Annotated in this window: 23 protein-coding genes and 3 tRNA genes; 21 read left to right on the top strand and 5 right to left on the bottom strand. The window is 36.5% G+C overall.

Annotated elements, in window-relative coordinates:
- The first annotated feature begins 173 nt into the window (after positions 1-173).
- From rlmH to NML69_RS08790, 7 genes are all read left to right on the top strand, one after another.
- Entirely contained in the window at positions 174-653 is a 480-nt protein-coding gene (gene rlmH / locus NML69_RS08820) for a 23S rRNA (pseudouridine(1915)-N(3))-methyltransferase RlmH (protein WP_254726408.1), read from the top strand.
- A 43-nt stretch (positions 654-696) separates the two neighbouring features.
- Positions 697-770, top strand: a tRNA-Arg gene (locus NML69_RS08815).
- Between the two features lie 164 nt (positions 771-934).
- Positions 935-1,060: a competence-stimulating peptide ComC gene (gene comC, locus NML69_RS08810; protein WP_254726406.1), complete on the top strand. Its 126-nt coding sequence runs from the start codon at positions 935-937 to the stop codon at positions 1,058-1,060.
- A gap of 20 nt (positions 1,061-1,080) precedes the next feature.
- Positions 1,081-2,400, top strand: a complete 1,320-nt coding sequence (gene comD, locus NML69_RS08805) for a competence system sensor histidine kinase ComD (protein WP_000362883.1) — start codon at positions 1,081-1,083, stop codon at positions 2,398-2,400.
- Entirely contained in the window at positions 2,397-3,149 is a 753-nt protein-coding gene (gene comE, locus NML69_RS08800; RefSeq protein WP_000866079.1) for a competence system response regulator transcription factor ComE, read from the top strand. Before comD ends, comE begins: the two co-directional genes overlap by 4 nt.
- Before the next feature lie 51 nt (positions 3,150-3,200).
- Positions 3,201-3,272, top strand: a tRNA-Glu gene (locus tag NML69_RS08795).
- Positions 3,273-3,277: 5 nt separating this feature from the next.
- Positions 3,278-3,351 (top strand) — tRNA-Asn (locus NML69_RS08790).
- A gap of 34 nt (positions 3,352-3,385) precedes the next feature.
- On the opposite strand, the gene NML69_RS08785 is transcribed toward NML69_RS08790, so the two are convergent.
- Complete coding sequence (locus NML69_RS08785) at positions 3,386-3,928, bottom strand: TetR/AcrR family transcriptional regulator (RefSeq protein WP_033630549.1); 543 nt, start codon at positions 3,926-3,928, stop codon at positions 3,386-3,388.
- A gap of 129 nt (positions 3,929-4,057) precedes the next feature.
- Here NML69_RS08785 and NML69_RS08780 point away from each other — a divergent pair, with 129 nt between their 5' ends.
- A complete protein-coding gene (locus NML69_RS08780) occupies positions 4,058-6,712 on the top strand; it encodes a YhgE/Pip domain-containing protein (RefSeq protein ID WP_254726404.1) in 2,655 nt (884 codons plus the stop codon).
- 21 nt (positions 6,713-6,733) lie between these two features.
- Here the strand turns inward: NML69_RS08780 and NML69_RS08775 are convergent, their stop codons facing one another.
- Entirely contained in the window at positions 6,734-9,286 is a 2,553-nt protein-coding gene (locus NML69_RS08775; RefSeq protein ID WP_254726402.1) for a YfhO family protein, read from the bottom strand.
- Positions 9,287-9,347: 61 nt separating this feature from the next.
- Positions 9,348-10,970, bottom strand: coding sequence for an ATP-binding cassette domain-containing protein (locus NML69_RS08770; RefSeq protein WP_254726400.1), 1,623 nt, complete (start codon positions 10,968-10,970; stop codon positions 9,348-9,350).
- A gap of 195 nt (positions 10,971-11,165) precedes the next feature.
- On the opposite strand from NML69_RS08770, the gene trpS reads away from it, so the two are divergent.
- Together trpS and guaB are read left to right on the top strand one after the other, a co-directional pair.
- Entirely contained in the window at positions 11,166-12,191 is a 1,026-nt protein-coding gene (trpS, locus tag NML69_RS08765) for a tryptophan--tRNA ligase (RefSeq protein ID WP_254726398.1), read from the top strand.
- Between the two features lie 162 nt (positions 12,192-12,353).
- Positions 12,354-13,832 (top strand): IMP dehydrogenase, encoded by a 1,479-nt coding sequence (gene guaB / locus NML69_RS08760; protein ID WP_125412861.1) that lies wholly within the window; start codon positions 12,354-12,356, stop codon positions 13,830-13,832.
- Positions 13,833-13,884: 52 nt separating this feature from the next.
- Here the strand turns inward: guaB and recF are convergent, their stop codons facing one another.
- A complete protein-coding gene (gene recF / locus NML69_RS08755) occupies positions 13,885-14,982 on the bottom strand; it encodes a DNA replication/repair protein RecF (protein WP_254726397.1) in 1,098 nt (365 codons plus the stop codon).
- 2 nt (positions 14,983-14,984) lie between these two features.
- Positions 14,985-15,353 carry a S4 domain-containing protein YaaA gene (gene yaaA / locus NML69_RS08750; protein ID WP_198459036.1) on the bottom strand — a complete coding sequence of 123 codons (369 nt, stop codon included), beginning with the start codon at positions 15,351-15,353 and terminating at the stop codon, positions 14,985-14,987.
- A 160-nt stretch (positions 15,354-15,513) separates the two neighbouring features.
- On the opposite strand from yaaA, the gene NML69_RS08745 reads away from it, so the two are divergent.
- The 11 genes from NML69_RS08745 to rpsB all read left to right on the top strand — a co-directional run bounded on the left by NML69_RS08745 (position 15,514) and on the right by rpsB (position 25,571).
- Positions 15,514-16,764: a pitrilysin family protein gene (locus NML69_RS08745; protein ID WP_254726396.1), complete on the top strand. Its 1,251-nt coding sequence runs from the start codon at positions 15,514-15,516 to the stop codon at positions 16,762-16,764.
- Positions 16,761-18,044: a pitrilysin family protein gene (locus NML69_RS08740; RefSeq protein ID WP_254726394.1), complete on the top strand. Its 1,284-nt coding sequence runs from the start codon at positions 16,761-16,763 to the stop codon at positions 18,042-18,044. Before NML69_RS08745 ends, NML69_RS08740 begins: the two co-directional genes overlap by 4 nt.
- Positions 18,045-18,079: 35 nt before the next feature.
- Entirely contained in the window at positions 18,080-18,901 is an 822-nt protein-coding gene (gene rodZ / locus NML69_RS08735; RefSeq protein WP_254726392.1) for a cytoskeleton protein RodZ, read from the top strand.
- 10 nt (positions 18,902-18,911) lie between these two features.
- Positions 18,912-19,457, top strand: coding sequence for a CDP-diacylglycerol--glycerol-3-phosphate 3-phosphatidyltransferase (gene pgsA / locus NML69_RS08730; RefSeq protein ID WP_254726390.1), 546 nt, complete (start codon positions 18,912-18,914; stop codon positions 19,455-19,457).
- On the top strand, positions 19,454-20,281 hold the full coding sequence (locus NML69_RS08725; RefSeq protein WP_254726388.1) for an energy-coupling factor ABC transporter ATP-binding protein: 828 nt from the start codon (positions 19,454-19,456) through the stop codon (positions 20,279-20,281). Before pgsA ends, NML69_RS08725 begins: the two co-directional genes overlap by 4 nt.
- Positions 20,266-21,105, top strand: coding sequence for an energy-coupling factor transporter ATPase (locus NML69_RS08720; RefSeq protein ID WP_254726386.1), 840 nt, complete (start codon positions 20,266-20,268; stop codon positions 21,103-21,105). The genes NML69_RS08725 and NML69_RS08720 overlap by 16 nt, the downstream gene beginning before the upstream one ends.
- Positions 21,098-21,892: an energy-coupling factor transporter transmembrane protein EcfT gene (locus NML69_RS08715; RefSeq protein WP_061452229.1), complete on the top strand. Its 795-nt coding sequence runs from the start codon at positions 21,098-21,100 to the stop codon at positions 21,890-21,892. The genes NML69_RS08720 and NML69_RS08715 overlap by 8 nt, the downstream gene beginning before the upstream one ends.
- Positions 21,893-21,952: 60 nt before the next feature.
- Complete coding sequence (mreC, locus tag NML69_RS08710) at positions 21,953-22,768, top strand: rod shape-determining protein MreC (RefSeq protein ID WP_254726384.1); 816 nt, start codon at positions 21,953-21,955, stop codon at positions 22,766-22,768.
- A 2-nt stretch (positions 22,769-22,770) separates the two neighbouring features.
- Positions 22,771-23,265 carry a rod shape-determining protein MreD gene (mreD, locus tag NML69_RS08705; RefSeq protein WP_198459044.1) on the top strand — a complete coding sequence of 165 codons (495 nt, stop codon included), beginning with the start codon at positions 22,771-22,773 and terminating at the stop codon, positions 23,263-23,265.
- A gap of 93 nt (positions 23,266-23,358) precedes the next feature.
- A complete protein-coding gene (pcsB, locus tag NML69_RS08700; protein ID WP_000726991.1) occupies positions 23,359-24,567 on the top strand; it encodes a peptidoglycan hydrolase PcsB in 1,209 nt (402 codons plus the stop codon).
- A gap of 224 nt (positions 24,568-24,791) precedes the next feature.
- Entirely contained in the window at positions 24,792-25,571 is a 780-nt protein-coding gene (gene rpsB, locus NML69_RS08695; RefSeq protein ID WP_000268477.1) for a 30S ribosomal protein S2, read from the top strand.
- Positions 25,572-25,618: the final 47 nt, after the last annotated feature.

Here is a 25,618-nt window from a genome sequence, read left to right as displayed (position 1 = left end):
TTGTTATTTATTTACTCAGATTATAAACCTATTAACTTAATCCAAACTTAAAAGATTAAAGTTTTTCACAAGTTGTGGATAACTCGCTTTATTCTGTGAATTCACTAGTATTTTTGAATGATTTTTGTGTGTATAAGATGTGAAATGAAGTGTGGATATGATAGAATAGAAGAATGAAAATAAAAATTGTAACAGTAGGAAAAATAAAAGAAAAATACCTTAAAGATGGAATTGCTGAATATACCAAACGAATTTCACGTTTTGCCAAATTAGAAATGATTGAGCTCACTGATGAGAAGACACCTGACAAAGCCAGTGAATTAGAAAATCAAAAAATCTTGGAAACAGAAGGTGAAAGAATTCTTTCTAAGGTTGGAGAAAGAGACTTTGTCGTTGTACTAGCCATTGAAGGAAAAACATTCTCCTCAGAGGAATTTAGTAAGCAACTAGAGCAAGCTTATATAAAAGGATACTCAACGCTTACTTTTATCATTGGAGGAAGTTTGGGTCTAGCTCCTGTTGTAAAAAATAGGGCTAATCTTTCTGTTAGTTTTGGACGTCTGACATTACCACATCAGTTGATGAGATTGGTTTTAGTTGAACAAATTTACCGTGCTTTTACAATTCAGCAGGGTTCTCCTTACCACAAATAGAAGATTGACTTAGCTCTTGTTTTTTGATAGAATGGTCGTGTTAGGTCTCATAGCTCAGCTGGATAGAGCATTCGCCTTCTAAGCGAACGGTCGCAGGTTCGAATCCTGCTGGGATCAATTTTAGATGTGAAGCTGGGATAGATCCCAGCTTTTTTCTTAAAAAAGTGCATTTCAGGTGCAAAAATGCACAGTTGGGAAGAATTTTTTCTTACATGGTCTTCATTTTGTATAATAGGTGTGTAAGTTAACTTACAAGAAAAAATAATACAGGAGATTTCATTATGAAAAATACAGTAAAGTTGGAACAATTTAAAGAGGTAACAGAGTCAGAATTGCAGGAGATTCGGGGTGGAGATTGGAGAATTTCAGAAACAATTCGTAATCTTATTTTTCCAAGAAGAAAGTAATGAAATAAAGGTAGAGAGTAATGGATTTATTTGGATTAGGGATAGCTATTTTTTATTTTATCATTATTAGCAAAATTTATGAATGGATCTGTAAAATAAATAGAAAAGAACAAATTGTTTTTTTCTGTTATACATGCATCTCAGTTTTTATACTTGAAGAAATTATTACACTAGTATTTTCTAATAGTTTTGCTTTGTCTAAATTTTTATTTCCTTTGGTTGTGTACCTTTATTTAAGAAAGTTAAAGAAGTCTGAAAAATACAAAGCTATTTTTATCAGTTTACTATTATCTTTATTATATCACAGTACTCATACTTTTATATCCGTAACCTTATCTTCTATAACAGGAGATGAAGTAGTATTACACTATAAAAGTACATTCCTTTTCGTAGTATTGTTGATGACTTATTTTTCTATTCTAATAATAATTCGTTATTTTCATCTGGATATTAAATATTTTGATAAAGATTATCTGTACCCTTTTTTAAAAAAAGTAATAGTTGCTTTCTTTGGTTTGCATATCTTATTATTTATTTCAGATATAGTAAGTACAACTCATCATTTAAATAGTTTCGGAAGTATTTTATCAACCATTGTTTTTATTTGCTTGTTATTGATTTTCTTTGCAATGAATTCTCACAAGGTTCAAATTGAAAAAGAGATTGCTCTAAAACAAAAGAAATTTGAACAAAAACATTTACAGACTTATACTGACGAAATTGTGGAGTTGTATAATGAAATTCGAGGTTTTCGTCATGACTATGCAGGGATGCTTGTTAGCATGCAAATGGCGATTGACAGTGGAGATTTACAAGAAATTAACAGGGTTTACAATGAAGTCTTAGTAAAAGCAAATCAGAAATTGAGGTCAGAAAAATATACTTACTTTGATTTAAATAATATAGAAGATTCTGCTTTACGAAGTTTAATTGCTCAATCGATTGTCTATGCACGAAAAAATGATGTAGAGTTTACATTGGAAGTAAAGGATATCATTACTAGACTGTCAATAGATTTACTTGATCTTGTTCGTATCATGAGCATTTTATTAAACAATGCTGTTGAAGGTGCTGCAGATAGTTATTTGAAACAAATGGAAGTTGCAGTCATTAAAATGGATTTTGAAACAGTTATAGTTATCCAGAATTCATGCAAAATCACTATGACGCCTTCAGAGGACCTATTTGCCTTAGGTTTTTCTACCAAGGGAAGAAATAGAGGTCTAGGACTTAATAATGTCAAAGAGATTTTAGATAAGTATGACAACATTATTTTAGAAACAGAGATGGAAGACAACACATTTAGACAAATTATTAGATTTAAGAGGGAATTCGAATGAAAGTATTAATTTTAGAAGATGTTATTGAACATCAAGTGAGACTAGAGAGAATATTAAATGAAATCTCGGAAGAATCGAATATTCCTATTTCATATAAGACAACAGGAAAAGTTCGTGAGTTTAAGGAATATATCGAAAATGATGAAGTAAACCAGCTTTATTTCCTAGATATCGATATTCATGGAATCGAGAAAAAAGGCTTTGAAGTGGCTCAATTTATCCGTCATCACAATCCTTATGCTATTATTGTCTTTATTACCAGTAGATCTGAATTTGCTACCTTAACTTACAAATACCAGGTATCAGCCCTAGATTTTGTTGATAAAGATATCAATGATGAGTTGTTCAAAAAACGCATCGAGCAGAGTATTTTTTATACTAAGAGCATGCTGCTTGAAAACGAAGATGTTGTAGACTATTTTGATTACAACTATAAAGGAAATGATTTGAAAATTCCTTACCATGACATTTTGTATATCGAAACCACAGGAGTTTCTCATAAACTTCGGATTATTGGTAAGAATTTTGCAAAAGAATTCTATGGAACTATGACAGATATTCAGGAAAAGGACAAACATACCCAGCGATTTTATTGCTCCCATAAATCTTTCCTTGTCAATGTGGGAAATGTGAGAGAAATTGATCGAAAGAATTTAGAAGTTGTTTTTTATGAAGATCATCGTTGTCCAATTACTCGTTTAAAAGTCCGCAAACTAAAAGATATTCTAGAGAAAAAATCTAAAAAGTGATTGACAATTAGTAAGAAATTGATATAATGGTTATATCTGCTACAGATAGATGGTCCGTTGGTCAAGGGGTTAAGACACCGCCTTTTCACGGCGGTAACACGGGTTCGAATCCCGTACGGACTATTTTATCCGCCATAGCTCAGTTGGTAGTAGCGCATGACTGTTAATCATGATGTCGTAGGTTCGAGTCCTACTGGCGGAGTCAGATAAAAAAAGAACACCATTGGTGTTCTTTTTTAGTTAACATCACCTAACATTTTCATAAGGAAGTCTGTCATTTCTTGCGGACTTTCTTTTTTTCCGTGAGCAATCCAAGTCTGGCAAACACCAAATAGGGCATTTGTTAGATAAATACTGCTGTATTCTAATTCAATTGGAGTGAGTTGTAATTTCATAAAGCGTTTCTGAAGGTCGGTGCTAAGCATAATGTGAAGCTTATTTCTCAAGAAATTTTGGATTTCTTTTGTCCCATTTTCAGATAAGAGTGCAGCCAAGAGTGGCTCAGACTCTAAATATTCAAATACTTCTAAAATAGCATCTCTTTTGCGATGAGCATGTTTTTGGAAAATATACTCAAAGGTATGAAATAGCTTACTTTGGTAGAGTTCAATCATATCATACTTATCCTTGTAGTGAGTGTAAAAGCTGGAACGACTAATTCCGGCTTTTTCTGCTAACTTGACAGTAGAAATTTGATCAAAGGGCTGGTCCATCAATAATTGAACCATGGCATTTTCGATAATTCGTTTTGTTTTTAAACGTTTGTTACTTTCTTTCATAATTTCTCCTCGTATACAAAAATAGACTATGTGTCTAAAAAAGTAGTTTTTTATCTTGTAATTTGGATTTTTTGATGTATAATCTATTATATCAAAATTTTAGACAATATGTGTAAAAAAGGAGGAAACATGTTTAAAGAATGGAAAGCAATATTTAAAAAACCGACCTTTATCATTGTAATGATAGGGATTTCTCTCATTCCAGCTTTATACAACATTATATTTTTATCATCCATGTGGGATCCATATGGTCAAGTATCGGAGTTACCTGTGGCAGTTGTCAATAAAGATAAGGAAGCTTCTTATAATGGACAGACAATGACAATTGGTGAAGACATGGTGTCTAATTTAAAAGAAAATAAGGCTTTAGATTTTCACTTTGTTAATGAAGAGGAAGGGGAAAAAGGGCTAGAAGATGGTGACTACTACATGGTAGTAACTTTACCAAGTGACTTATCTGAAAAAGCTACTTCTATCCTAACGAATCATCCTGAACAGATGCAAATTGATTATCAGACGTCAAGTGGGCATAGCTTTATTGCAAGTAAGATGAGTGATTCTGCAATGACACAATTAAAACAAACCGTCTCTACTAATGTTACTGAAACGTACACTAAGGCTTTATTTCAAAAAATGAATGATTTGAAGTCTGGAATAAATAAAGCAGCTGAGGGAAGTGAACAATTGGCTAATGGAGCCAATCAGTTGGTGACGGGAAGTCAAACGTTGACAACAAATCTTAATACTCTAGCTAACTCAAGTGTAACTTTTTCAAATGGAGCGGATCAATTTACAAAAGGCTTATCTAGCTATGTGTCTGCTATAGAGCAATTACATATTGGTTTAGGAACTTTTAATAGTGGTTTACAAAGTTATACAAATGCTGTCTCACAAGTTGACACTGGACTTGGTCAATTAGCTTCAAAAACTCCTGAGTTGGTGACAGGTGTAAATCAGCTAAATACAGGTATAAAGTCTTATACAGGTGGCGTTTCACAACTGGATACAGGTCTCAATCAATTTTCAGTTGGTGTAAATGCTTATATAAGTAGTGTGAAAGAACTTTCTAACGGAACAAGTCAATTATCCAATCAATCAGATACACTAAGAGATGGAATGGAGCAATTAAATACTGGTATTAAAGAAATTTCAAGCCAATTAGAGTCCTCATCTCAACAAAGTGAAGAAATAGCGCAAATGGCAAAAAGATTAGGAGAACTAAATAAAACACTACAAGCTCTTACAATATCAGATAATACTCAACTGAAAAGTACATTGTCAGAAGCTTTGCCAAATCTAACAACTCTTGCTCAGGATATTGTGACCAAAAGTCAGACAGAACAAGAGAAAACTATTGCTAGCCTTCAATCAACAGCTACTTATCAATCTCTTACAGAGGAACAAAAGAAAGAACTGACAGAAGCTATTTCTAAAAATTCTAATTCTACTATTGAGTCAGCAAAAACAATTTTAACGACAGTAGGGGGATTAAAAGAAAGTATAGAGAATTCAGAACAACAAGTAACTAACCTATCTGATGTGCAGACGAAAGCAAATCAACTCTTACCTGCAGCATCTAGCTCCTTGACAACCTTGTCAAATGGATTTGCAACATTACAAACTTCTGTAGATAATCAGTTAGTTCCTGGAAGTCAGTCAATTGAAAAAGGAGTTGTAAACTATACTAAAGGACTGGATACTATTTCTATAGGTGCTAATCAACTAAGTGAAAAGAATGCAAGTTTAACAACTAGTCTAGATCAATTAGTTTCTGGATCAAGTAAGTTGACAGAAAATACATCAACCTTGACAGCTGGAGTAGATGCGTTAGCTGGAAAAGCTCCAGAATTAGTATCAGGTATAGAAAGCTTGTCAACAGGTTCTGCACAATTGAATAATAAGAACCCAGAGCTGATAGCAGGTATTACTACATTACAATTTGGCTCTGGTCAATTAACAGATAAATCAACACAGTTACTTTCTGCAGCATCTCAACTAGGAAGTGGCGCTATGAAGATTGCAGATGGTGCTGGAAAACTAGCAGATGGTGGAACAACCTTAACCTCTAGTCTTGAAGATTTACAGACAGGAGTTGATTCATTAGGACAAGGATTAGGCAATGCAAATACTCAACTTAAATCAGCTTCAACAGAATCTAAAAATGCAGAAACATTATCTGAACCTCTAGTTCTTTCAAAAACAGATAACGACCAAGTTCCTGTAAATGGGATTGCCATGGCTCCTTATATGATATCAGTTGCTCTTTTTGTTGCTGCTATATCTACCAATATGATTTTTGCTAAGTTACCTTCTGGACGTCATCCAGAGAGTCGTTGGGCTTGGTTGAAGTCTCGCTCTGAAATAAATGGGATTATAGCTGTCTTAGCAGGTGTTTTAGTTTATGGAGGTGTCCATCTTATTGGATTGACTGCGAACCATGAGATGAGGACCTTGATTCTAATTGTAATCACAAGTTTAGCTTTCATGTCTATGGTGACAGCTTTAACAACTTGGAATAGCCGTATAGGAGCTTTCTTCTCTCTTATTTTACTTTTATTACAATTAGCATCAAGTGCAGGGACCTATCCCCTTGCTTTGACAAATGATTTCTTCAAAGGTGTCAATCCTTGGTTACCAATGAGTTATTCTGTATCAGGCTTACGACAAACAATCTCTATGACAGGAAATATTCATCATCAAGTTATTTTCCTTATTATAACTCTAGCTTTCTTTACTGCTTTAGGTATGCTAGCTTATCAACCTAAGAAAATGGAAGAAGATTAAAAAGATTGGCCAAGAAATTGGTCAATCTTTTTCTGTCTTAGATAAATTTCGTCTGTGATTATAGATCCCAAAAAGAAGAAGGGCAGTTAGTGAGCAGGCTGCTCCAATAACAAAACCATTGGGGATAAAGGAAAGTGTAATGGTGCCTTTTCCCTTTGGAACATCAACTTTCATAAAACCAGTTTGAGCCTGCTTGATTTCAAGTTTTTTCCCATCCTGGTATGCAGACCAACCTTTGTCATAAGGAATAGTGAAGAAAATAGAGGTATCTTGTTTTACTTCATATGTAGCAAAGACTTTATTTTTAGAGGTGGATACTTCAACAGGTTGTTCTTTAATCTTTTGAATTGCCTCAGTAAGAGCCTGAGTATCTAAACGATAGAAGGTCGGAGATTCAAATGACACCTGAGAATTTCCAGGGAAACTAACACTGATATTGAAAGTTTTTTGTTCTTCAGTATAACCCAAATTAAAGAAATTAAATGCATTGTCAGTTGTAAAAGTCTTCTTTTCTCCATTGACAATGATGTCAACTTTCTTTTGTTTATCGTTTGTAAAATGAAGATTTGAAAAAGAGAGATAGACTTGGCTATTCTGAGGAACCTCAATTTGATAATCAATCTTTGCATCTTCATTAGCAGAACCTGTGATGCTCGTTAAACCATCTGAATTATCTGTTTTATCATATGCTATTTGGGAGAAGTAATCTAAGTTGAGATTAGCAAGCTGGTTTATAAATAAAGCCTGATTATCTAGAGTGTGATTGTTAAAGTTTACATCTGTGTAAATAGATTGAGTGGCAAAGGCAATGGGTAAAGAGAGTTGATTTTTATATAAGGTTAAATGATCCTTTTGATAAATCTCTTGAAAGCCATACTTATCAAGTGAAGTTTCAGAAATATTGTACTGGATTCCAAATAAACTGTCTGCTAAAAGACTGTTATTAGCATAACGGAGATTGAGGTTGGTTCCAGAGGATTTGAATCCCAGTTTATCCAAACTAGTGCTAGCTGAACGATTTCGTACAGACGAAAATTGAGAGATTCCATTGTAGTTAAATTTCATACTGTCATTCCCAGTCTGAATTTGCAGTTTTTCAGTACGTGTAAATGGATTGTCAATTTGGTTTAGAATGGATTCCATAGCGGTGATATCTCTATTATAGGCGCTACGAGAAGCAAAGGCCCATTCTTTAGCTATTCCTTCCATTTGAGATGAAGCATTTAAGCTTATCTCAGCTGTTATAAATAAAGACAAAAGAATTGCAAATAGATTTACAGAGATAAATTTTTTAATGACTGCAAGAAGTAAAAGAGCATAAACCAGTAGAAATTCAAGAGTGAGTAGGATATTCAAATCAGTTAAAAAAGAATAGTGTGATTTAAAATAGACAGTAGCCAAAAATCCTGTTAGTACAAGAAAAAGTGAGACAAATAGATTCCAGAGTTTCAGTTCTTTCAGGCGATTTAAGACTTCTGCTGCAGTATAAATTAACAGAGTAGAAAAGATCCAAGCATAGCGATGTAAAAACATATTTGGGGTATGCATCCCTTGCCAAAATAAATCGAGGGCCTCTATATAAAAGCTTGTTATTAAAAAAGTGAAAAAAATTGCATAGGTAAGTTTCACGTGAAACCTTATGGATTTTATTGTGAAAAATAGAATGGTCAAAATAAAAGGAAGCAATCCAACAAAAATCATTGGTATAGATCCATACTTAGTTGTATCAAAAGATCCAATGAATTGTTTTGCGAAAATATCCAGATACCAGCTACTATCTGTTTTTAATTTTGTGATGGCAGTTAACTTCTCCCCATGAGTTTGTAAATCAAACAGTGTAGGAAGAGTCATAATCAAACTAGCCATTCCAGCTAAAAAGGAGGTAACAACAAAATCAAGAAAAGATGATTTTCGAGTTTTAAAGTCCCAAGAAATTTGGCAGAGATACCAGAAAATAAGAAACAATGCTGTCATATACCCAAAATAATAATTTTGAATAAATAAGATTGACAAACTTGTAAAGTATAGTAGGCGCTTCTTTTGTGTTATAAGTAGGTGTAAACCAGTTATAATTAAAGGAATCAAGATAAAAACATCTAGCCAAGTTTTAATCTCTAACTGACTGATAGTGAAGCTCATTAAAGCATAGGAAGTAGATAAGGCAAGTTTTAAAAATTTTGGGATATCTTTAAATAATCTATTTAGACTAAAGAAGGTTGACAGACCAATCAATCCAAATTTTAATAGAGTGGTCAGATAAACAGCATCTGGCATATTCGACAGATTAAAAAAGTAAACCAGAGGTGAGAGAAAACTACCCAAGTAATAACTAGATAGAGCATAGAAATTCAGTCCGAGGCCACTTGTAAAGGTGTAAAACAAACTGCCATTTCCATGCAGAATATTTCGTAAAGCTACATCAAAAATAACGTATTGATGGAAACCGTCTCCTAATAGTGGAGATGCATCGCTGTTCCAGTAGATACCTTGAGTTAGGTATACTCCAGTCATAATTACTAAAGGAATGATGAAAGAAACAAAATAGGTCCAATATGTTTTAAAAAATGATTTCATGTTACCTCGTAGAATGATAGAAAACTCAGTTGGTTACCCCAACTGAGTTTTGAAGTCTTATTTAATCTTTCCAAAGTTCTTTAACTTTTGCTTGTACTTCTGCATTTTCTAGGAATTCATCGTAGGTTTCATCAATACGATCAATGACGCCATTCTTAGACAAAACAATGATATGGTTTGCCAAAGTTTGGATAAACTCGTGGTCATGACTGGCAAAGATGATTGATTCTTTAAAGTTTTTCAATCCATCGTTCAAGCTTGAGATAGATTCCAAGTCCAAGTGATTTGTTGGATCATCAAGTACAAGGACATTTGATTTCAAGAGCATGAGTTTTGAAAGCATGACACGTACTTTTTCTCCCCCTGACAAGACGTTTACAGGTTTGTTAACCTCATCACCAGAGAAGAGCATACGACCAAGGAAACCACGTAGGAAGGTATTGTCATCTTCTTCTTTACTTGCAAATTGACGCAACCAGTCAAGGATTGACTCTCCTCCTGCAAAATCAGCCGAGTTGTCTTTTGGCAAGTAAGAACGGCTAGTAGTAACTCCCCAATTGACAGTTCCTTCATAGTCGATGTCACCCATAATTGCACGAATTAATGCAGTTGTTTGGATGTCGTTTTGTCCAATAAGAGCTGTTTTATCACCTGGACGCAAGATGAAACTAATATTGTCTAGGATAGTTTCGCCATCAATCTTTACAGTTAAATTTTCTACTGTCAAGAGATCATTACCAATCTCACGTTCTGCTTTAAAGTTGATAAATGGGTATTTACGACTAGAAGGAACAATCTCTTCTAATTCAATCTTGTCAAGCATTTTTTTACGAGACGTTGCTTGTCTTGACTTAGAAGCGTTGGCAGAGAAGCGAGCAACGAATTCTTGCAATTGCTTAATTTTTTCTTCTGCCTTGGCATTACGGTCTGCTAGCAATTTAGCAGCGAGTTCAGAAGATTCCTTCCAGAAGTCATAGTTTCCGACATAGAGTTTGATTTTTCCAAAGTCAAGGTCGGCCATGTGTGTACATACTTTGTTTAAGAAGTGACGGTCGTGGGATACTACGATAACGGTGTTATCAAAGTCAATCAAGAAGTCTTCTAGCCAAGTAATAGATTGGATGTCCAACCCGTTGGTCGGCTCGTCCAAGAGAAGAACATCTGGTTTACCAAAAAGTGCTTTAGCAAGGAGAACCTTCACTTTTTCACCATTGGCCAATTCGCTCATGTTTTGATAGTGCAATTCTTCTGGAATGTTTAGGTTTTGAAGTAATTGGGATGCTTCACTTTCTGCTTCCCAACCTCCAAGCTCGGCAAATTCTCCTTCAAGTTCGGCTGCACGAACACCATCTTCATCTGAAAAATCTTCCTTCATATAAATGGCGTCTTTTTCTTTCATGATGGTGTAAAGTTTTTCATTTCCCATAATGACGACATCAATAACTCGCTCATCTTCATAGTCAAAATGATTTTGACGGAGAACAGAGAGACGTTCATCTGGACCAAGAGAGATGTGACCAGTTGTTGGCTCAATATCACCAGCTAAGATTTTTAAGAATGTAGACTTCCCAGCACCATTAGCACCAATTAATCCGTATGTATTTCCTTCTGTAAATTTGATATTGACATCATCAAAAAGTTTGCGATCACTAAAACGTAGTGAAACATCAGATACTGTAAGCAATGTTTTTCTCCTATAATATGTAATACATTTATTCTACTAGAAAAGAGAGAAATATTCAAATTTTTGTTTGTCAATTTTATGTCAATTAAGTTTACAGGTTTATTTACAACGAGTTAGTTGTTTGATTTAAATAATTTTCTGTTATTTTAACAAAAAAATGCTATAATTGAAGAGACCATTTCGAAGGAGAAAAAAATGACGAAACCCATTATTTTAACAGGAGATCGCCCAACAGGAAAACTGCATATTGGACATTATGTTGGGAGTCTTAAAAATAGAGTATTACTGCAAGAAGAAGACAAGTATGACATGTTTGTTTTTTTGGCGGACCAACAAGCATTGACAGATCACGCCAAAGACCCTCAAACGATTGTAGAATCGATTGGGAATGTTGCCTTAGATTACTTAGCAGTTGGATTGGATCCAAGTAAATCAACTATCTTTATTCAAAGTCAGATACCAGAGTTGGCTGAACTATCTATGTACTATATGAATTTGGTGTCACTAGCTCGTTTGGAACGGAATCCGACAGTAAAAACAGAGATTGCTCAAAAAGGTTTTGGAGAAAGTATTCCGACAGGATTTTTGGTTTATCCGATTGCGCAAGCAGCAGATATTACTGCCTTCAAGGCCAATTATGTTCCTGTTGGAACAGATCAGAAACCAATGATTGAGCAAACTCGTGAGATTGTTCGTTCCTTTAATCATGCTTATAATTGTGAGGTCTTGGTGGAACCGGAAGGTATTTATCCAGAAAATGAGAGAGCAGGACGTTTGCCTGGTTTAGATGGAAATTCTAAAATGTCTAAATCCCTTAATAATGGTATTTATCTAGCAGATGATGCGGATACTTTGCGTAAAAAAGTCATGAGTATGTATACTGATCCAGACCATATTCGGGTTGAGGATCCAGGTAAGATTGAAGGGAATATGGTTTTCCATTACCTAGATGTGTTTGGTCGTCCAGAAGATGCTCAAGAAATTGCGGATATGAAAGAACATTATCAACGTGGTGGTCTTGGTGATGTGAAGACGAAACGTTATCTACTTGAAATATTAGAACGCGAACTTGGCCCTATTCGTGAGCGCCGTATTGAATTTGCTAAGGATATGGGGGAAGTGTATAATATGCTTCAAAAAGGTAGTGAAAAAGCGCGTGAGGTTGCGGGGCAAACTTTATCTGAAGTTAAGAAAGCAATGGGACTAAATTATTTTAAATAATAGATAAAATATGAATCGTAAAACTATCTCTTCCATAGGTTCACAGGGATAGTTTTTTTATGATTTCTACCATAAATATAATTGACAAATTTTCATAGAATGGTATGATAGATACAATACAAAAAGAGTCAAGCTCAAAAAGAAAGAAAAGAGGAAACTTCAATGTCTAATTGGGATACTAAATTTTTAAAAAAAGGTTTTACCTTTGATGATGTATTGCTCATTCCAGCAGAAAGTCATGTGTTGCCTAATGATGCAGATTTAACAACAAAATTGGCAGATAATCTGACTTTAAATATCCCAATTATAACAGCCGCAATGGATACAGTCACAGAAAGTCAAATGGCTATTGCTATTGCTCGTGCAGGTGGTCTTGGAGTAATCCATAAAAATATGTCTATTGCGCAACAGGCAGATGAAGTTCGCAAGGTAAAACGTTCTGAAAATGGTGTTATTATTGATCCATTCTTCTTGACTCCAGAACACACTATTGCTGAAGCAGACGAACTGATGGGACGTTACCGTATCAGTGGTGTTCCAGTTGTAGAAACACTTGAAAATCGTAAATTGGTTGGTATTCTAACAAACCGAGATCTTCGCTTTATTTCAGATTACAATCAACCAATCTCAAACCATATGACCAGTGAAAATCTTGTCACTGCCCCTGTTGGTACAGATCTTGCAACAGCTGAACATATTCTTCAAGAACACCGTATTGAAAAACTTCCTTTGGTTGACGAAGAAGGCCGTCTTTCTGGCTTGATTACTATTAAGGATATTGAAAAAGTTATTGAGTTTCCAAATGCTGCCAAAGATGAATTTGGTCGTCTTCTAGTTGCTGGTGCGGTGGGTGTCACTTCAGATACATTTGAACGTGCAGAGGCTCTCTTTGAAGCAGGGGCTGACGCAATTGTTATTGATACTGCACATGGTCACTCTGCTGGGGTTCTACGTAAAATTGCTGAAATTCGTGCTCACTTCCCAGATCGCACTTTGATTGCTGGTAATATTGCAACTGCAGAAGGTGCGCGTGCTCTTTATGATGCGGGTGTGGATGTTGTCAAAGTTGGGATTGGACCAGGTTCTATCTGTACTACTCGTGTGATTGCAGGTGTGGGTGTCCCACAAGTGACAGCAATTTATGATGCGGCAGCAGTTGCGCGCGAATATGGAAAAACGATTATTGCTGATGGTGGAATCAAGTATTCTGGAGATATTGTAAAAGCCCTTGCTGCAGGTGGAAATGCGGTTATGCTTGGATCAATGTTCGCTGGAACAGACGAAGCACCAGGTGAAACGGAAATCTTCCAAGGACGTAAGTTTAAAACTTACCGTGGTATGGGATCCATCGCTGCAATGAAGAAAGGTTCAAGTGACCGTTACTTCCAAGGTTCTGTCAATGAAGCAAACAAACTTGTTCCAGAAGGAATTGAAGGACGTGTTGCCTATAAAGGCGCAGCAGCTGATATTGTCTTCCAAATGATTGGTGGTATTCGCTCTGGTATGGGTTACTGTGGTGCAGCTAACCTTAAAGAATTACACGACAACGCTCAATTTATTGAAATGTCTGGGGCTGGTCTAAAAGAAAGTCATCCTCATGATGTACAAATCACTAATGAAGCACCAAACTACTCTATGTAAGTAGTAAAAAAGAACTCCTGATTTTCAGGAGTTCTTTTTGTTTACAGTGTTGTCAATTTTGATTTACAGAAATTTTACCGTTTTGAATATTGAAAATACTAAGGTTTTCTGGCAAGTTTTGTAAGTGGTCTAAACTTGTTGTTGTAATAAAGGTTTGGATAGATTGAGAAATGGTTTCTAGTAATTTTAGTTGCCGTGTATTGTCAAGTTCGCTCATAACATCATCAAGCAGTAGTATTGGAGACTCATTGGTAATACTTTCCATTAGCTCAATTTCTGCCAGTTTGATAGAAAGAACAAGGCTGCGATGTTGACCTTGGCTTCCAAAACTAGCATCCATACCATTGATATAAAAAGAAATATCATCTCGATGAGGGCCAACTCCAGTATTCTTTTTAAATAAGTCTCTGGATCTGCTTTTCTCCAAAGCAATTTCAAAAGAACGTGTTAGCTGTTCTTCATCAGTGAAGTTGACAGATGATTGATAAGATATTGACAGCTCTTCTAATTTATTTGAAATTTCTAAGTGTTTTTTTTGACCAAATTTCTCTAAGTCTTTAATGAATTTTATCCGATGCTTTATAACCCGACAACCATACTCTACTAACTGATCATCTAAGACTGACAAAAATGTTTCATCAATCTTCTGGCTGGATTTTAGGTAGGTATTTCTCTGCTTGAGTATATGGTTGTAGTTTGACAAGTCTGACAAGTAGATTGGTTTAATTTGTCCTAGTTCGATGTCTATAAACTTTCGACGGACAGAGGGCGCTCCTTTAATTAGCTGGAGATCTTCAGGTGCGAAGAGGACAACATTCATATGTCCGATGTAGTCTGATAGGCGAGCTTGTTTTAAGTGATTGACCTTAGTCACACGCCCTTTTGGCGTTAAATCAATTTCTAGAGGGATAGAGCTTGTTTTTTTCTGTAGCAAGCCAGAAAGACGGAGTTGCTCGTCATCAAAATGAATGAGATTTTTATCTGTACGAGTCCGATGACTACGTGTCAAGGCTAAGAAATAGATTGCTTCTAGAATATTGGTTTTTCCTTGTGCATTTTGACCTAGAAAGACATTTAATTTTGGATTGAAATCAATTTTTGCCTCTTTGTAGTTTCGAAAGGTTTTAATTGTTAAATGTTGGAGCCACATGGTTATCTTCCTGGAAAACGTGGAGCTTGTTTGGTTTTAGGTGATGAAGAAGTTTTTTGTTTTTCTTTCTTGATACCTTTATTCATCTCTTTGACAAGTTTAGCAATTCGCTCTTTCTCAATCTTATCTGCTTGATATTCTTCTTGCTCTTTTAAACTTGGTTGTGTCAAGGTGATGTCAAGCTTTAAATCAGGAATGTCAATCGTATCTCCAACACGAATTTTCTTCCCACGTCTATTTTCTAATTCACCATTAAAGTAAACTTGATGCTCTATTAAAAAGGATTTGATAGCACCACCGCTTTGTATAATTCCAAGCTCTTTTAGGAGGGCTTGGAGCGTAATAAATTCTTCAAATAATTTGTATTCCATAATTCACCTCAATCTTTGGTATTATACCATATTTTCCTTGAAATAGCTGAAGGAAAGTTAGCTGAAATGAAAACGGTTTTACTCTTTAAAGCTATAAAGAGAACAAGAAAAATTTTGATTTTCGTGGTATAATAGAACTCTATATGTAAGGAGGTAAGGTATGGAATTAGTGCCTGGAATTTCAGCACATTTTGTTCAATCCAAAAAGTTTAAAACAAATAAAATCACTATTCGTTTTACTGCTCCCTTATCTCTTGAGACGATAGCAGGACGCATGTTAAGTGCAAGTATGTTGGAGACGGCAAATCAAGTTTACCCAACATCACAAGCATTTCGCAGATACTTGGCAAGTTTATATGGAACAGATATTTCCACAAGTGCTTATCGTAGAGGACAGGCACATATTCTTGACTTAACGTTTACCTATGTGAGGGATGATTTTTTAAGTAAAAAGAATGTCTTGACTTCTCGAATTTTGGAATTAGTAAAACAGACTTTATTTTCCCCCTTAGTTCAAGATGGTGCTTTTGAGCCAGCCTTGTTTGAAATTGAAAGAAAACAGTTATTGGCTAGTTTAGCTACTGATATGGATGATTCATTTTATTTTGCTCATAAGGAGTTGGATAGCTTGTTCTTCGATGATGAGCGTCTTCAATTGAGATACAGTGATTTACGAAATAGCATTTTAAATGAGTCTCCAGAAAGTAGCTACACTTGCTTTCAAGATACTCTGAAGAATGATCGTATTGATTTCTTTTTCTTAGGTGATTTTAATGAAGTAGAAATTGCAGAATCGCTGAAGTCATTACCCTTTACAGCTAGAGAGAATGGCGTCACTATCCAGTACCATCAATCTTATTCAAATGTCCTACGAGAAGGAATGGTTCAGAGGAATGTAGGACAATCTATTTTAGAATTAGGCTATCATTCTCCTGTAAAATACGGTGATGATGAACATTTGCCCATGCTTGTTATGAATGGTTTGTTGGGTGAATTTGCACATTCGAAACTTTTTACAAACGTTCGTGAAAATGCTGGAATAGCCTACACAGTCTCTAGTCAATTGGATTTGTTTAGTGGTCTGTTAAGGATGTATGCGGGGATTGATAGAGAAAATCGAAATCAGGCTAGAAAAATGATGAATCATCAATTGCTAGATTTGAAAAAGGGTAACTTTACAGATTTTGAACTTGAACAAACCAAGGAGATGATTCGACGATCTTTGTTGATGGCTCAAGATAATCAACAGACCCTATTTGAAAGAGTCTATTTGAATGCTCTATTGGGGAAATCAAGCTTTGACATTGATCGATTGGTGGCAAAATTAGAGAATGTTGATAAAGAAGCTGTATGTAAAGTTGCCAATGGTTTGAAGTTACAAGCGATTTACTTTATGGAAGGAGTAGAATGACAAAGGTTACTTTTGAAGAAAAATACTATCCTGCTGTAAAGGAAACAGTCTACAAAGCACAATTATCAAATTTATTGACAGTTTCTTTACTCCCTAAACAAGATTTCAATGAGGTTTATGGGATTGTAACGGTTCAATTTGGTTCTGTAGATGCAACTTATACAAGCCTGGACAAAGGTTTACGTCATCATCCAGCAGGAATTGCACATTTTCTTGAACATAAATTGTTTGAAAGAGAAAATTCTGAGGATATAATGGCTGCGTTTACTCGATTAGGTGCGGACAGTAATGCCTTTACAAGCTTTACTAAGACCAGCTATCTTTTTTCAACAATTGACCATCTATTAGAGAATTTAGATTTGCTAGATGAGTTAGTCGGAGATGTTCATTTTACAGAAGAGTCTGTTTTGAGGGAACAGGCTATTATCCAGCAAGAACGAGAAATGTACCAAGATGATCCAGACTCACGTTTGTTTTTTGCAACATTAGCCAACCTTTATCCTGATACTCCTTTAGCAACAGATATTGTTGGAAGTGAAAAATCAATTGCTGAGATTCAAGTTTCAAATTTAAAAGAGAACTTTACAGACTTTTACAAACCTGTCAACATGTCACTGTTTTTAGTTGGAAATATTGATGTGGAAGTTGTTGAGGAATACTTTTCGAAAAAGGAAAAGAAGACTCTAGAACAGTTTACAGTTACAAAAGAGCAACTACCCTTACAGCCTGTGAAGCAAACAGATAGTCTTCGAATGGAAGTTTCTTCACCCAAACTTGCTGTTGCGATTAGAGGTAATGGGCAAATAACTGAAGCTGAGTCTTATCGTTACAATATTTTATTGAAATTACTATTTACGATGATGTTTGGTTGGACTTCTGATCGTTTTCAAAGGTTATATGAGTCTGGGAAGTTAGATGCGTCATTGTCACTTGAGGTTGAAGTCAATAGTCGCTTTCATTTTGTGATATTGACAATGGATACCAAAGAGCCTGTTTCTCTGTCGCATCAATTTCGGAAAGCGATTCGTCAGTTTAGTAGTGATACGGATATTACAGAGGAACATTTAGATCTTATTAAGAGTGAGATGTTTGGGGAGTTTTTCAGTAGCATGAACTCCTTAGAATTTATCGCAACCCAATACGATCCGATGGATCGCGGAGAAACAATTTTTGATTTTCCGAAAATTCTACAGGAAATTACTTTGGAGGATGTTCTAGAAGCTGGACATCGTTTGATTAATAATGGTGATCTAGTTGATTTTACAATCTTTCCAGCTTAAAAAATGACTAATACTAGAAAGAAGGAATGGTACGTATGAGAAAAAAAACAATTGGCGAGGTTCTACGTTTAGCTAGAATTAACCAGGGATTGAGTCTGGAAGAATTACAGGAAAAAACTGAAATTCAGTTGAACTTTCTAGAAGCTATGGAGGCAGATGATTTTGATCAACTTCCTAGTACCTTCTATGCTCGTTCTTTTTTAAGAAAATATGCCTGGGCAGTAGAGTTAGATGAAAGAATTGTTTTGGATGCCTATGATTCAGGTAGTATGATTACTTATGAAGAGGTAGATGTCGATGAAGAAGACTTGTCTGGTCGCAGACGATCAAATAAGAAAAAAACGTCTTATCTCCCCTTGTTTTATTTCGTCCTATTTGCTTTGTCAATTTTAATTTTTGTGACTTACTATGTTTGGAACTACATCCAAACTCAGCCAAGTCCTTCTTCAGCTAATTATAGCGTTGTGAACTCAACTAGTTCCACAACCTCATCTAGTTCATCTTCTAGTAGTCAGACGTCTAGCTCGTCTTCTACTACGGAATCAACTATTACAGTGTCAGGCGAAGGAAACCGCATTGAAGCTCGGTATAAAACGAGTAAGGAAATCGCTACTGTTCAACTGGCAGTATCAGATGCAACTAGTTGGGTAAGTGTTTCAGGAAGTGAGCTGGAGGGTGGTGTGACACTATCCGCAGACAATAAGAATGCAAAAACAACAGTTTCAACTAAGAATCCCGTTACCATTACTTTAGGTGTAGTGAAGGGAGTTACTGTGACTGTGGACAATCAAACGATTGATACTTCGAAGCTGACAACTCAGACTGGAACTGTAACACTTACATTTACTACAGATTAAGGAAAAATCAATGAAAAAAGAACAAATTCCTAATGTATTAACTATTGGTAGAATTCTCTTTATACCTCTCTTTATTCTTATTTTGACTTTGGGTCATTCACAAGGCAGTCATTTGCTAGCAGCGATCATCTTTGCAGTTGCTAGTATAACGGATTATCTTGATGGCTACCTTGCTCGTAAATGGAATGTAGTCAGCAACTTTGGAAAGTTTGCTGATCCGATGGCCGATAAGCTGTTGGTTATGTCAGCTTTTATCATGTTGATTGAGTTAGGTATGGCTCCAGCTTGGGTTGTTGCTATTATCATCTCTCGTGAACTTGCGGTGACAGGCTTGCGCTTGTTGCTTGTTGAGACGGGAGGGACAGTTCTAGCAGCAGCGATGCCAGGGAAAATCAAGACCTTTAGTCAGATGTTTGCCATTATCTTTTTGCTCTTACATTGGAATTTAATTGGTCAGCTGTTGCTTTATATCGCTTTGTTTTTCACTATCTACTCTGGCTATGATTATTTCAAGGGTAGCGCTCATGTATTCAAAGGGACATTTGGTTCGAAATGAAATCGATTATTGAAGTAAAAAATCTGTCTTTTCGTTACAAGGAAGACCAGGAACATTATGACGTTAATAATGTCTCGTTTCACGTGAAACGGGGAGAATGGCTTTCGATTGTAGGTCATAATGGGAGTGGAAAATCGACAACTATCCGTTTGATTGATGGATTGCTTGAAGCAGAGTCTGGGGAAATCTGGATAGATGGGCAATTGCTGTCCTCTGAGAACGTTTGGGACTTACGCCGTCAAATTGGTATGGTTTTTCAAAATCCAGATAACCAATTTGTGGGGGCAACTGTTGAAGATGATGTCGCCTTTGGTTTAGAAAATCAGGGACTTCCTCGTGAAGAAATGAAGAAGAGAGTGACTGAATCTTTGGAGTTGGTGGGGATGCTGGACTTTAAGAAGAGAGAACCAGCTCGTTTATCTGGTGGCCAAAAACAACGTGTGGCCATTGCAGGAGTTGTTGCCCTGAGGCCAGCTATTTTAATTCTAGATGAGGCTACAAGTATGTTGGACCCCGAGGGACGAAGAGAACTGATTCAGACAGTTCAAGAGATTCGAAAAGACCATCAGATGACAGTCGTCTCCATTACACATGACTTGGAAGAAGTTGCGATGAGTGACCGTGTCTTGGTCATGAAAAAAGGCCAAGTGGAGTCAACCAGCAGCCCAAGAGAACTTTTTTCTCGGGATGACCTTGACCAGATAGGGTTGGATGAACCTTTTACTAATCAATTGAGAGAATCTTTGAGAGAGACTGGTTATCAGTTGCCGGATGGCTATTTGACAGAAGGAGAGCTAGAGGACAAGTTATGGGAATTACTCTAGAAAATGTGAGCTTTACCTATCAAGAGGGAACTCCCCTATCTTCATCAGCCTTGACTGATGTTTCTTTGACGATTGAGGATGGTTCCTATACAGCTTTAGTAGGGCACACAGGCAGTGGGAAATCAACGATTTTACAGCTTTTAAATGGCCTATTGGTACCAAGTAAGGGTTCTGTTCGAGTTTTCGATACCGTCATTACCCCTACATCAACCAATAAAGAAATTCGTCAGATTCGAAAGCAAGTTGGTCTAGTGTTTCAATTTGCTGAAAATCAGATTTTCGAAGAGACTGTTCTGAAAGATGTTGCATTTGGACCGCAAAATTTTGGAGTTTCTGAGGAAGAGGCCAAGAAAATTGCGCGTGAAAAGTTAGCCTTGGTAGGCATCGATGAGTCACTCTTTGAGCGCAGTCCTTTTGAACTTTCAGGTGGCCAGATGAGACGTGTGGCTATAGCAGGTATGCTAGCCATGGAGCCAACTGTCTTGGTTTTGGATGAGCCAACAGCAGGGCTAGATCCTCTGGGCAGAAAAGAATTAATGACCCTGTTTAAAAAACTTCACCTTTCTGGAATGACAATCGTTTTGGTAACACATTTAATGGATGACGTAGCTACGTATGCTGATCAGGTCTATGTTATGGAAAAGGGGCGTTTAGTCAAAAGTGGCAAACCGAGTGATGTTTTCCAAGATGTAGCCTCTATGGAAAAAGTTCAGTTAGGTGTGCCTAAAATCACAGCCTTTTGTAAACGTTTGGCAGATAGGGGTGTAGTTTTTAAAAAACTGCCAATCAAGATAGAGGAGTTTAAGGAGTCGCTAAATGGATAGTATGATTTTAGGGCGTTATATACCGGGGGATTCCATCATTCATCGCTTGGATCCACGTAGTAAATTGCTTGCTATGATCCTGTTAATTTTGATTGTATTTTGGGCCAATAATCCTCTCACCAATCTCATTCTGTTTATAGCGACAGGTATATTTATCGCTTTGTCAGGCGTTTCTCTCTCATTTTTCGTTCAGGGATTAAAATCCATGTTCTTTCTGATTGCTTTTACGACTCTTTTTCAGCTCTTTTTCATTTCAAGTGGAAATGTCCTATTTGAGTTTTCTTTTATAAAAATAACGGATTATGCTTTGCAACAAGCTGGAATCATTTTCTGTCGTTTTGTGCTGATTATTTTCTTTTCAACCTTGCTAACCTTAACGACCATGCCCTTGAGTCTGGCAGCTGCAGTTGAAGCTCTTTTAGCACCGCTGAAACGCGTGAAAGTTCCTGTTCATGAAATTGGTCTGATGTTATCAATGAGTTTGCGTTTTGTTCCAACCTTGATGGATGACACGACGAGAATTATGAATGCTCAAAAAGCTCGTGGAGTTGACTTTGGCGAAGGTAGCATCGTTCAAAAAGTAAAGGCTATGATTCCAATTTTAATTCCTCTTTTTGCGACGAGCTTAAAGCGTGCAGATTCATTGGCAATAGCCATGGAAGCGCGTGGTTATCAGGGAGGAAAGGGTAGAAGTCAGTATAGACAGTTGAGATGGAGTCAAAAGGATACACTGGCAATTCTTGTGATTTTGGTACTGGGATGTTTCTTATTTTTCTTAAAATCTTAGCAGGTTTGTAGGATTGATAAGAAGCTCACAGTAGCAGGTTTTTAGTATAAAGGTAGGAATATGAATCGTTTTAAAAAATCAAAATATCTAATCATCGTTTTTGTCACAGTTCTGGCTGTTTCTGTACTATTAGTGACAACCTATTCAAGCTCTATTGTGACGAAACTAGGAGATGGGATTTCCTTAGTAGATAGAATTGTCCAAAAACCCTTTCAGTGGTTTGATACTTTCAAATCAGATTTGGGACATTTGACGCAGACTTACAATGAAAACGAAAGTCTAAAAAAACAGCTCTATCAACTAGAGGTAGAATCTAATCAATCAGAAAGTTTAAAAAATGAAAATGAACAACTACGTCAGTTGCTGGATATGAAGTCAAAATTGCAGGCTACAAAAAACTTAGCAGCAGATGTGATTACGCGCTCACCGGTATTTTGGAAGCAAGAGTTAACGATAGATGCAGGAAGTTCAAAGGGTGCTTCTGAAAATATGTTGGCCATTGCAAACGGGGGCTTGATTGGCAGTGTTTCAAAAGTGGAGGATCATTCAACAACGATCAACCTATTGACAAACACCGAAAATTCAGACAAAATTTCCGTTAAAATCTTGCATGGTTCTACTGAAATTTACGGAATTATCGTTGGTTATGACAAAGAAACCGAACTTCTTAAAATTAGTCAATTAAACAGTAACAACGACATTAGTGCCGGAGATAGGGTGACTACAGGGGGGCTTGGAAACTTTAATGTTAAGGATATTCCTGTTGGAGAGGTTGTTGCTACAACTCATAGCAGTGATTATCTGACACGAGAGGTAACAGTAAAGTTAAGTGCTGATACTAAAGATCTTCATGTGGTAGAGTTAGTGGGGAATTAGCAATGAGACTGTTAAAACAAATTGGTATTTTCTTTTTACTCCCTTTTGTTGTATTAATTGATGCACATATTGGACAATTAGCGGGATCCTTCTTCCCTCACTTTCATTTAGTAAGTCATTTTCTGTTTTTATTTCTCTTGTTTGAGACAATTGAGGTTTCAGAATATCTCTATCTAGCTTATTGCGGTATAGTGGGTTTAGTGTACGATATCTATTTTTTCCACTTGATAGGAATTGCAACACTTCTATTTATCTTGATAGGAGCTTCGCTCCATAAATTTAATAGTGTAATTTTGCTAAACCGTTGGACAAGAATGTTAACAATAGTTGTGATGAGTTTCCTATTTGATATGGGGAGTTATCTCCTTGCCCTTGCTATGGGATTGACAGTAGAATCGATGCCAGTTTTTATTGTCTACAGCCTTGTCCCATCAATGATTTTAAACTTTTTATGGATGCTTATTTTCCAATATATTTTTGAAAAATGTTATCTATAAGAAAGAAATAAAAATGTAACAAAGGCGTAATATTTATTATGTCTTTTTTTGGTATACTAGTAATGTCTTAAATAGAAGGAGTATCTACACAATATGAAGAAAAAAATCTTAGCGTCACTTTTATTAAGTACAGTATTAGTGTCTCAAGCGGCAGTATTGACAACTGTCCACGCTGAAACAACTGATGAAAAGATTGCTGCTCAAGATAGTAAGATTAGTAATTTGACATCTCAACAAAAAGAAGCTCAAAAACAAGTAGATGAAATCCAAACGCAAGTTACAGCTATCCAAACTCAACAAACGAACTTGGAAGCTGAGAATGAAACTCTACAAGCTGAATCTAAAAAACTTGAAGGAGAAATTACAGAGCTCTCTAAGAACATTGTTGCTCGTAATGAATCTTTGGAAAAACAAGCACGTAGCGCACAAACTAACGGTGCAGCAACTAGCTACATCAATACAATTGTAAACTCAAAATCAATTACGGAAGCTATTTCACGTGTTGCAGCCATGAGCGAGATCGTATCAGCTAACAACAAAATGTTGGAACAACAGAAAGCTGATAAGAAATCTATCGCTGAAAAACAGGTTGCAAATAATGAAGCAATCAACACTGTAATTGCGAACCAACAAACGCTTGCTGACGATGCACAAGCATTGACGACAAAACAAGCAGAGTTGAAAGTTGCTGAGTTAAACCTTGCAGCAGAGAAAGCTACTGCAGAAAGCGACAAAGCTACTTTGTTGGAACAAAAAGCAGCAGCAGAGGCAGAAGCAAAAGCAGCAGCTGAAGCAGAAGCGGCTTATAAAGCACGTCAAACAAGCCAACAACAATCAGTTGTTGCTTCTGGAAATACAACACTTTCAGATCAAGTGCAAGCAACTTCAAGCTCTTCATCAGATGATGATTCAAGCTACACTCCGGCACCTGCACCAACTCCAACAAGACAGCGTCCAACATACAGTACAAATGCTTCAAGTTATCCAACTGGAGAATGTACTTGGGGAGCTAAAACATTAGCACCTTGGGCTGGAGATTACTGGGGTAACGGAGCGCAGTGGGCTACAAGTGCAGCAGCTGCAGGATTCCGTACTGGATCAACTCCACAAGTTGGTGCGATTGCATGTTGGAATGACGGTGGATATGGACACGTAGCGGTTGTTACAGCGGTTTCATCATCAACTAGCATTCAAGTATCAGAATCAAACTATGGTGGAGATCGTACAATCGGTAACAAGCGTGGATGGTTCAACCCAACTACAACTTCTGAAGGTTACGTAACATATATCTATCCAAACTAATGAATGAAACGAAGAGGCTCGATTCGAGTCTCTTTTATTATTTTTTATCGAAAGCAAGGCCGAAATCTATCAAAACTACTTGAAAATATGGCTAAAATGTGATAAAATGAAACTTGTCGTGTAAACGATAATACTCATTCTTGATGAATTGTGAAACTGTTGCCCTCGGGTCGTTTTGCAAGTTGAAGTCGAGGAGAGGAAAAAAACAAAAAGGAGAAATACTCATGGCAGTAATTTCAATGAAACAACTTCTTGAGGCTGGTGTACACTTTGGTCACCAAACTCGTCGCTGGAACCCTAAGATGGCTAAGTACATCTTCACTGAGCGTAACGGAATCCACGTTATCGACTTGCAACAAACTGTAAAATACGCTGACCAAGCATACGACTTTATGCGTGATGCAGCAGCTAACGATGCAGTTGTATTGTTTGTTGGTACTAAAAAACAAGCTGCTGACGCTGTTAAAGAAGAAGCAGAACGTTCAGGTCAATACTACATCAACCACCGTTGGTTGGGTGGAACTCTTACTAACTGGGGAACTATCCAAAAACGTATTGCTCGTTTAAAAGAAATCAAACGTATGGAAGAAGAAGGAATCTTCGACGTTCTTCCTAAGAAAGAAGTTGCACTTCTTAACAAACAACGTGCACGTCTTGAAAAATTCTTGGGTGGTATCGAAGACATGCCTCGTATCCCTGATGTAATGTACGTAGTTGACCCACATAAAGAACAAATCGCTGTTAAAGAAGCTAAAAAATTGGGTATCCCAGTTGTAGCGATGGTTGACACAAACACTGATCCAGACGATATCGATGTAATCATCCCAGCTAACGATGACGCTATCCGCGCTGTTAAATTGATCACAGCTAAATTGGCTGACGCTATCATCGAAGGACGTCAAGGTGAGGACGCAACAGCAGTTGAAGCTGAATTTGCAGCTTCAGAAGCTCAAGCTGACTCAATCGAAGAAATCGTTGAAGTTGTAGAAGGCGACAACGCTTAATTCAATAAGTAATCATTACCTAGGAGGGCAGGGGGCTTAGCCCGGCT

This window comes from Streptococcus sp. CF8-6, assembly GCF_024295845.1.
Taxonomy (GTDB): Bacteria; Bacillota; Bacilli; order Lactobacillales; family Streptococcaceae; genus Streptococcus; species Streptococcus oralis_BO.
This window is presented reverse-complemented; position numbering and strand designations above follow the sequence as displayed.

Bases quoted from the DNA above. Each gene is read 5' to 3' on its own strand.
- guaB (WP_125412861.1), top strand. From the start codon at position 12,354: ATGTCTAATTGGGATACTAAATTTTTAAAAAAAGGTTTTACCTTTGAT.
- comC (WP_254726406.1), top strand. From the start codon at position 935: ATGAAAAATACAGTAAAGTTGGAACAATTTAAAGAGGTAACAGAGTCA.
- rlmH (WP_254726408.1), top strand. From the start codon at position 174: ATGAAAATAAAAATTGTAACAGTAGGAAAAATAAAAGAAAAATACCTT.
- NML69_RS08785 (WP_033630549.1), bottom strand. From the start codon at position 3,928: ATGAAAGAAAGTAACAAACGTTTAAAAACAAAACGAATTATCGAAAAT.
- NML69_RS08740 (WP_254726394.1), top strand. From the start codon at position 16,761: ATGACAAAGGTTACTTTTGAAGAAAAATACTATCCTGCTGTAAAGGAA.
- pcsB (WP_000726991.1), top strand. From the start codon at position 23,359: ATGAAGAAAAAAATCTTAGCGTCACTTTTATTAAGTACAGTATTAGTG.
- pgsA (WP_254726390.1), top strand. From the start codon at position 18,912: ATGAAAAAAGAACAAATTCCTAATGTATTAACTATTGGTAGAATTCTC.
- mreD (WP_198459044.1), top strand. From the start codon at position 22,771: ATGAGACTGTTAAAACAAATTGGTATTTTCTTTTTACTCCCTTTTGTT.
- comD (WP_000362883.1), top strand. From the start codon at position 1,081: ATGGATTTATTTGGATTAGGGATAGCTATTTTTTATTTTATCATTATT.
- NML69_RS08775 (WP_254726402.1), bottom strand. From the start codon at position 9,286: ATGAAATCATTTTTTAAAACATATTGGACCTATTTTGTTTCTTTCATC.
- rpsB (WP_000268477.1), top strand. From the start codon at position 24,792: ATGGCAGTAATTTCAATGAAACAACTTCTTGAGGCTGGTGTACACTTT.
- NML69_RS08780 (WP_254726404.1), top strand. From the start codon at position 4,058: ATGTTTAAAGAATGGAAAGCAATATTTAAAAAACCGACCTTTATCATT.
- comE (WP_000866079.1), top strand. From the start codon at position 2,397: ATGAAAGTATTAATTTTAGAAGATGTTATTGAACATCAAGTGAGACTA.
- mreC (WP_254726384.1), top strand. From the start codon at position 21,953: ATGAATCGTTTTAAAAAATCAAAATATCTAATCATCGTTTTTGTCACA.
- trpS (WP_254726398.1), top strand. From the start codon at position 11,166: ATGACGAAACCCATTATTTTAACAGGAGATCGCCCAACAGGAAAACTG.
- rodZ (WP_254726392.1), top strand. From the start codon at position 18,080: ATGAGAAAAAAAACAATTGGCGAGGTTCTACGTTTAGCTAGAATTAAC.
- NML69_RS08745 (WP_254726396.1), top strand. From the start codon at position 15,514: ATGGAATTAGTGCCTGGAATTTCAGCACATTTTGTTCAATCCAAAAAG.
- NML69_RS08715 (WP_061452229.1), top strand. From the start codon at position 21,098: ATGGATAGTATGATTTTAGGGCGTTATATACCGGGGGATTCCATCATT.
- NML69_RS08725 (WP_254726388.1), top strand. From the start codon at position 19,454: ATGAAATCGATTATTGAAGTAAAAAATCTGTCTTTTCGTTACAAGGAA.
- NML69_RS08720 (WP_254726386.1), top strand. From the start codon at position 20,266: ATGGGAATTACTCTAGAAAATGTGAGCTTTACCTATCAAGAGGGAACT.
- yaaA (WP_198459036.1), bottom strand. From the start codon at position 15,353: ATGGAATACAAATTATTTGAAGAATTTATTACGCTCCAAGCCCTCCTA.
- recF (WP_254726397.1), bottom strand. From the start codon at position 14,982: ATGTGGCTCCAACATTTAACAATTAAAACCTTTCGAAACTACAAAGAG.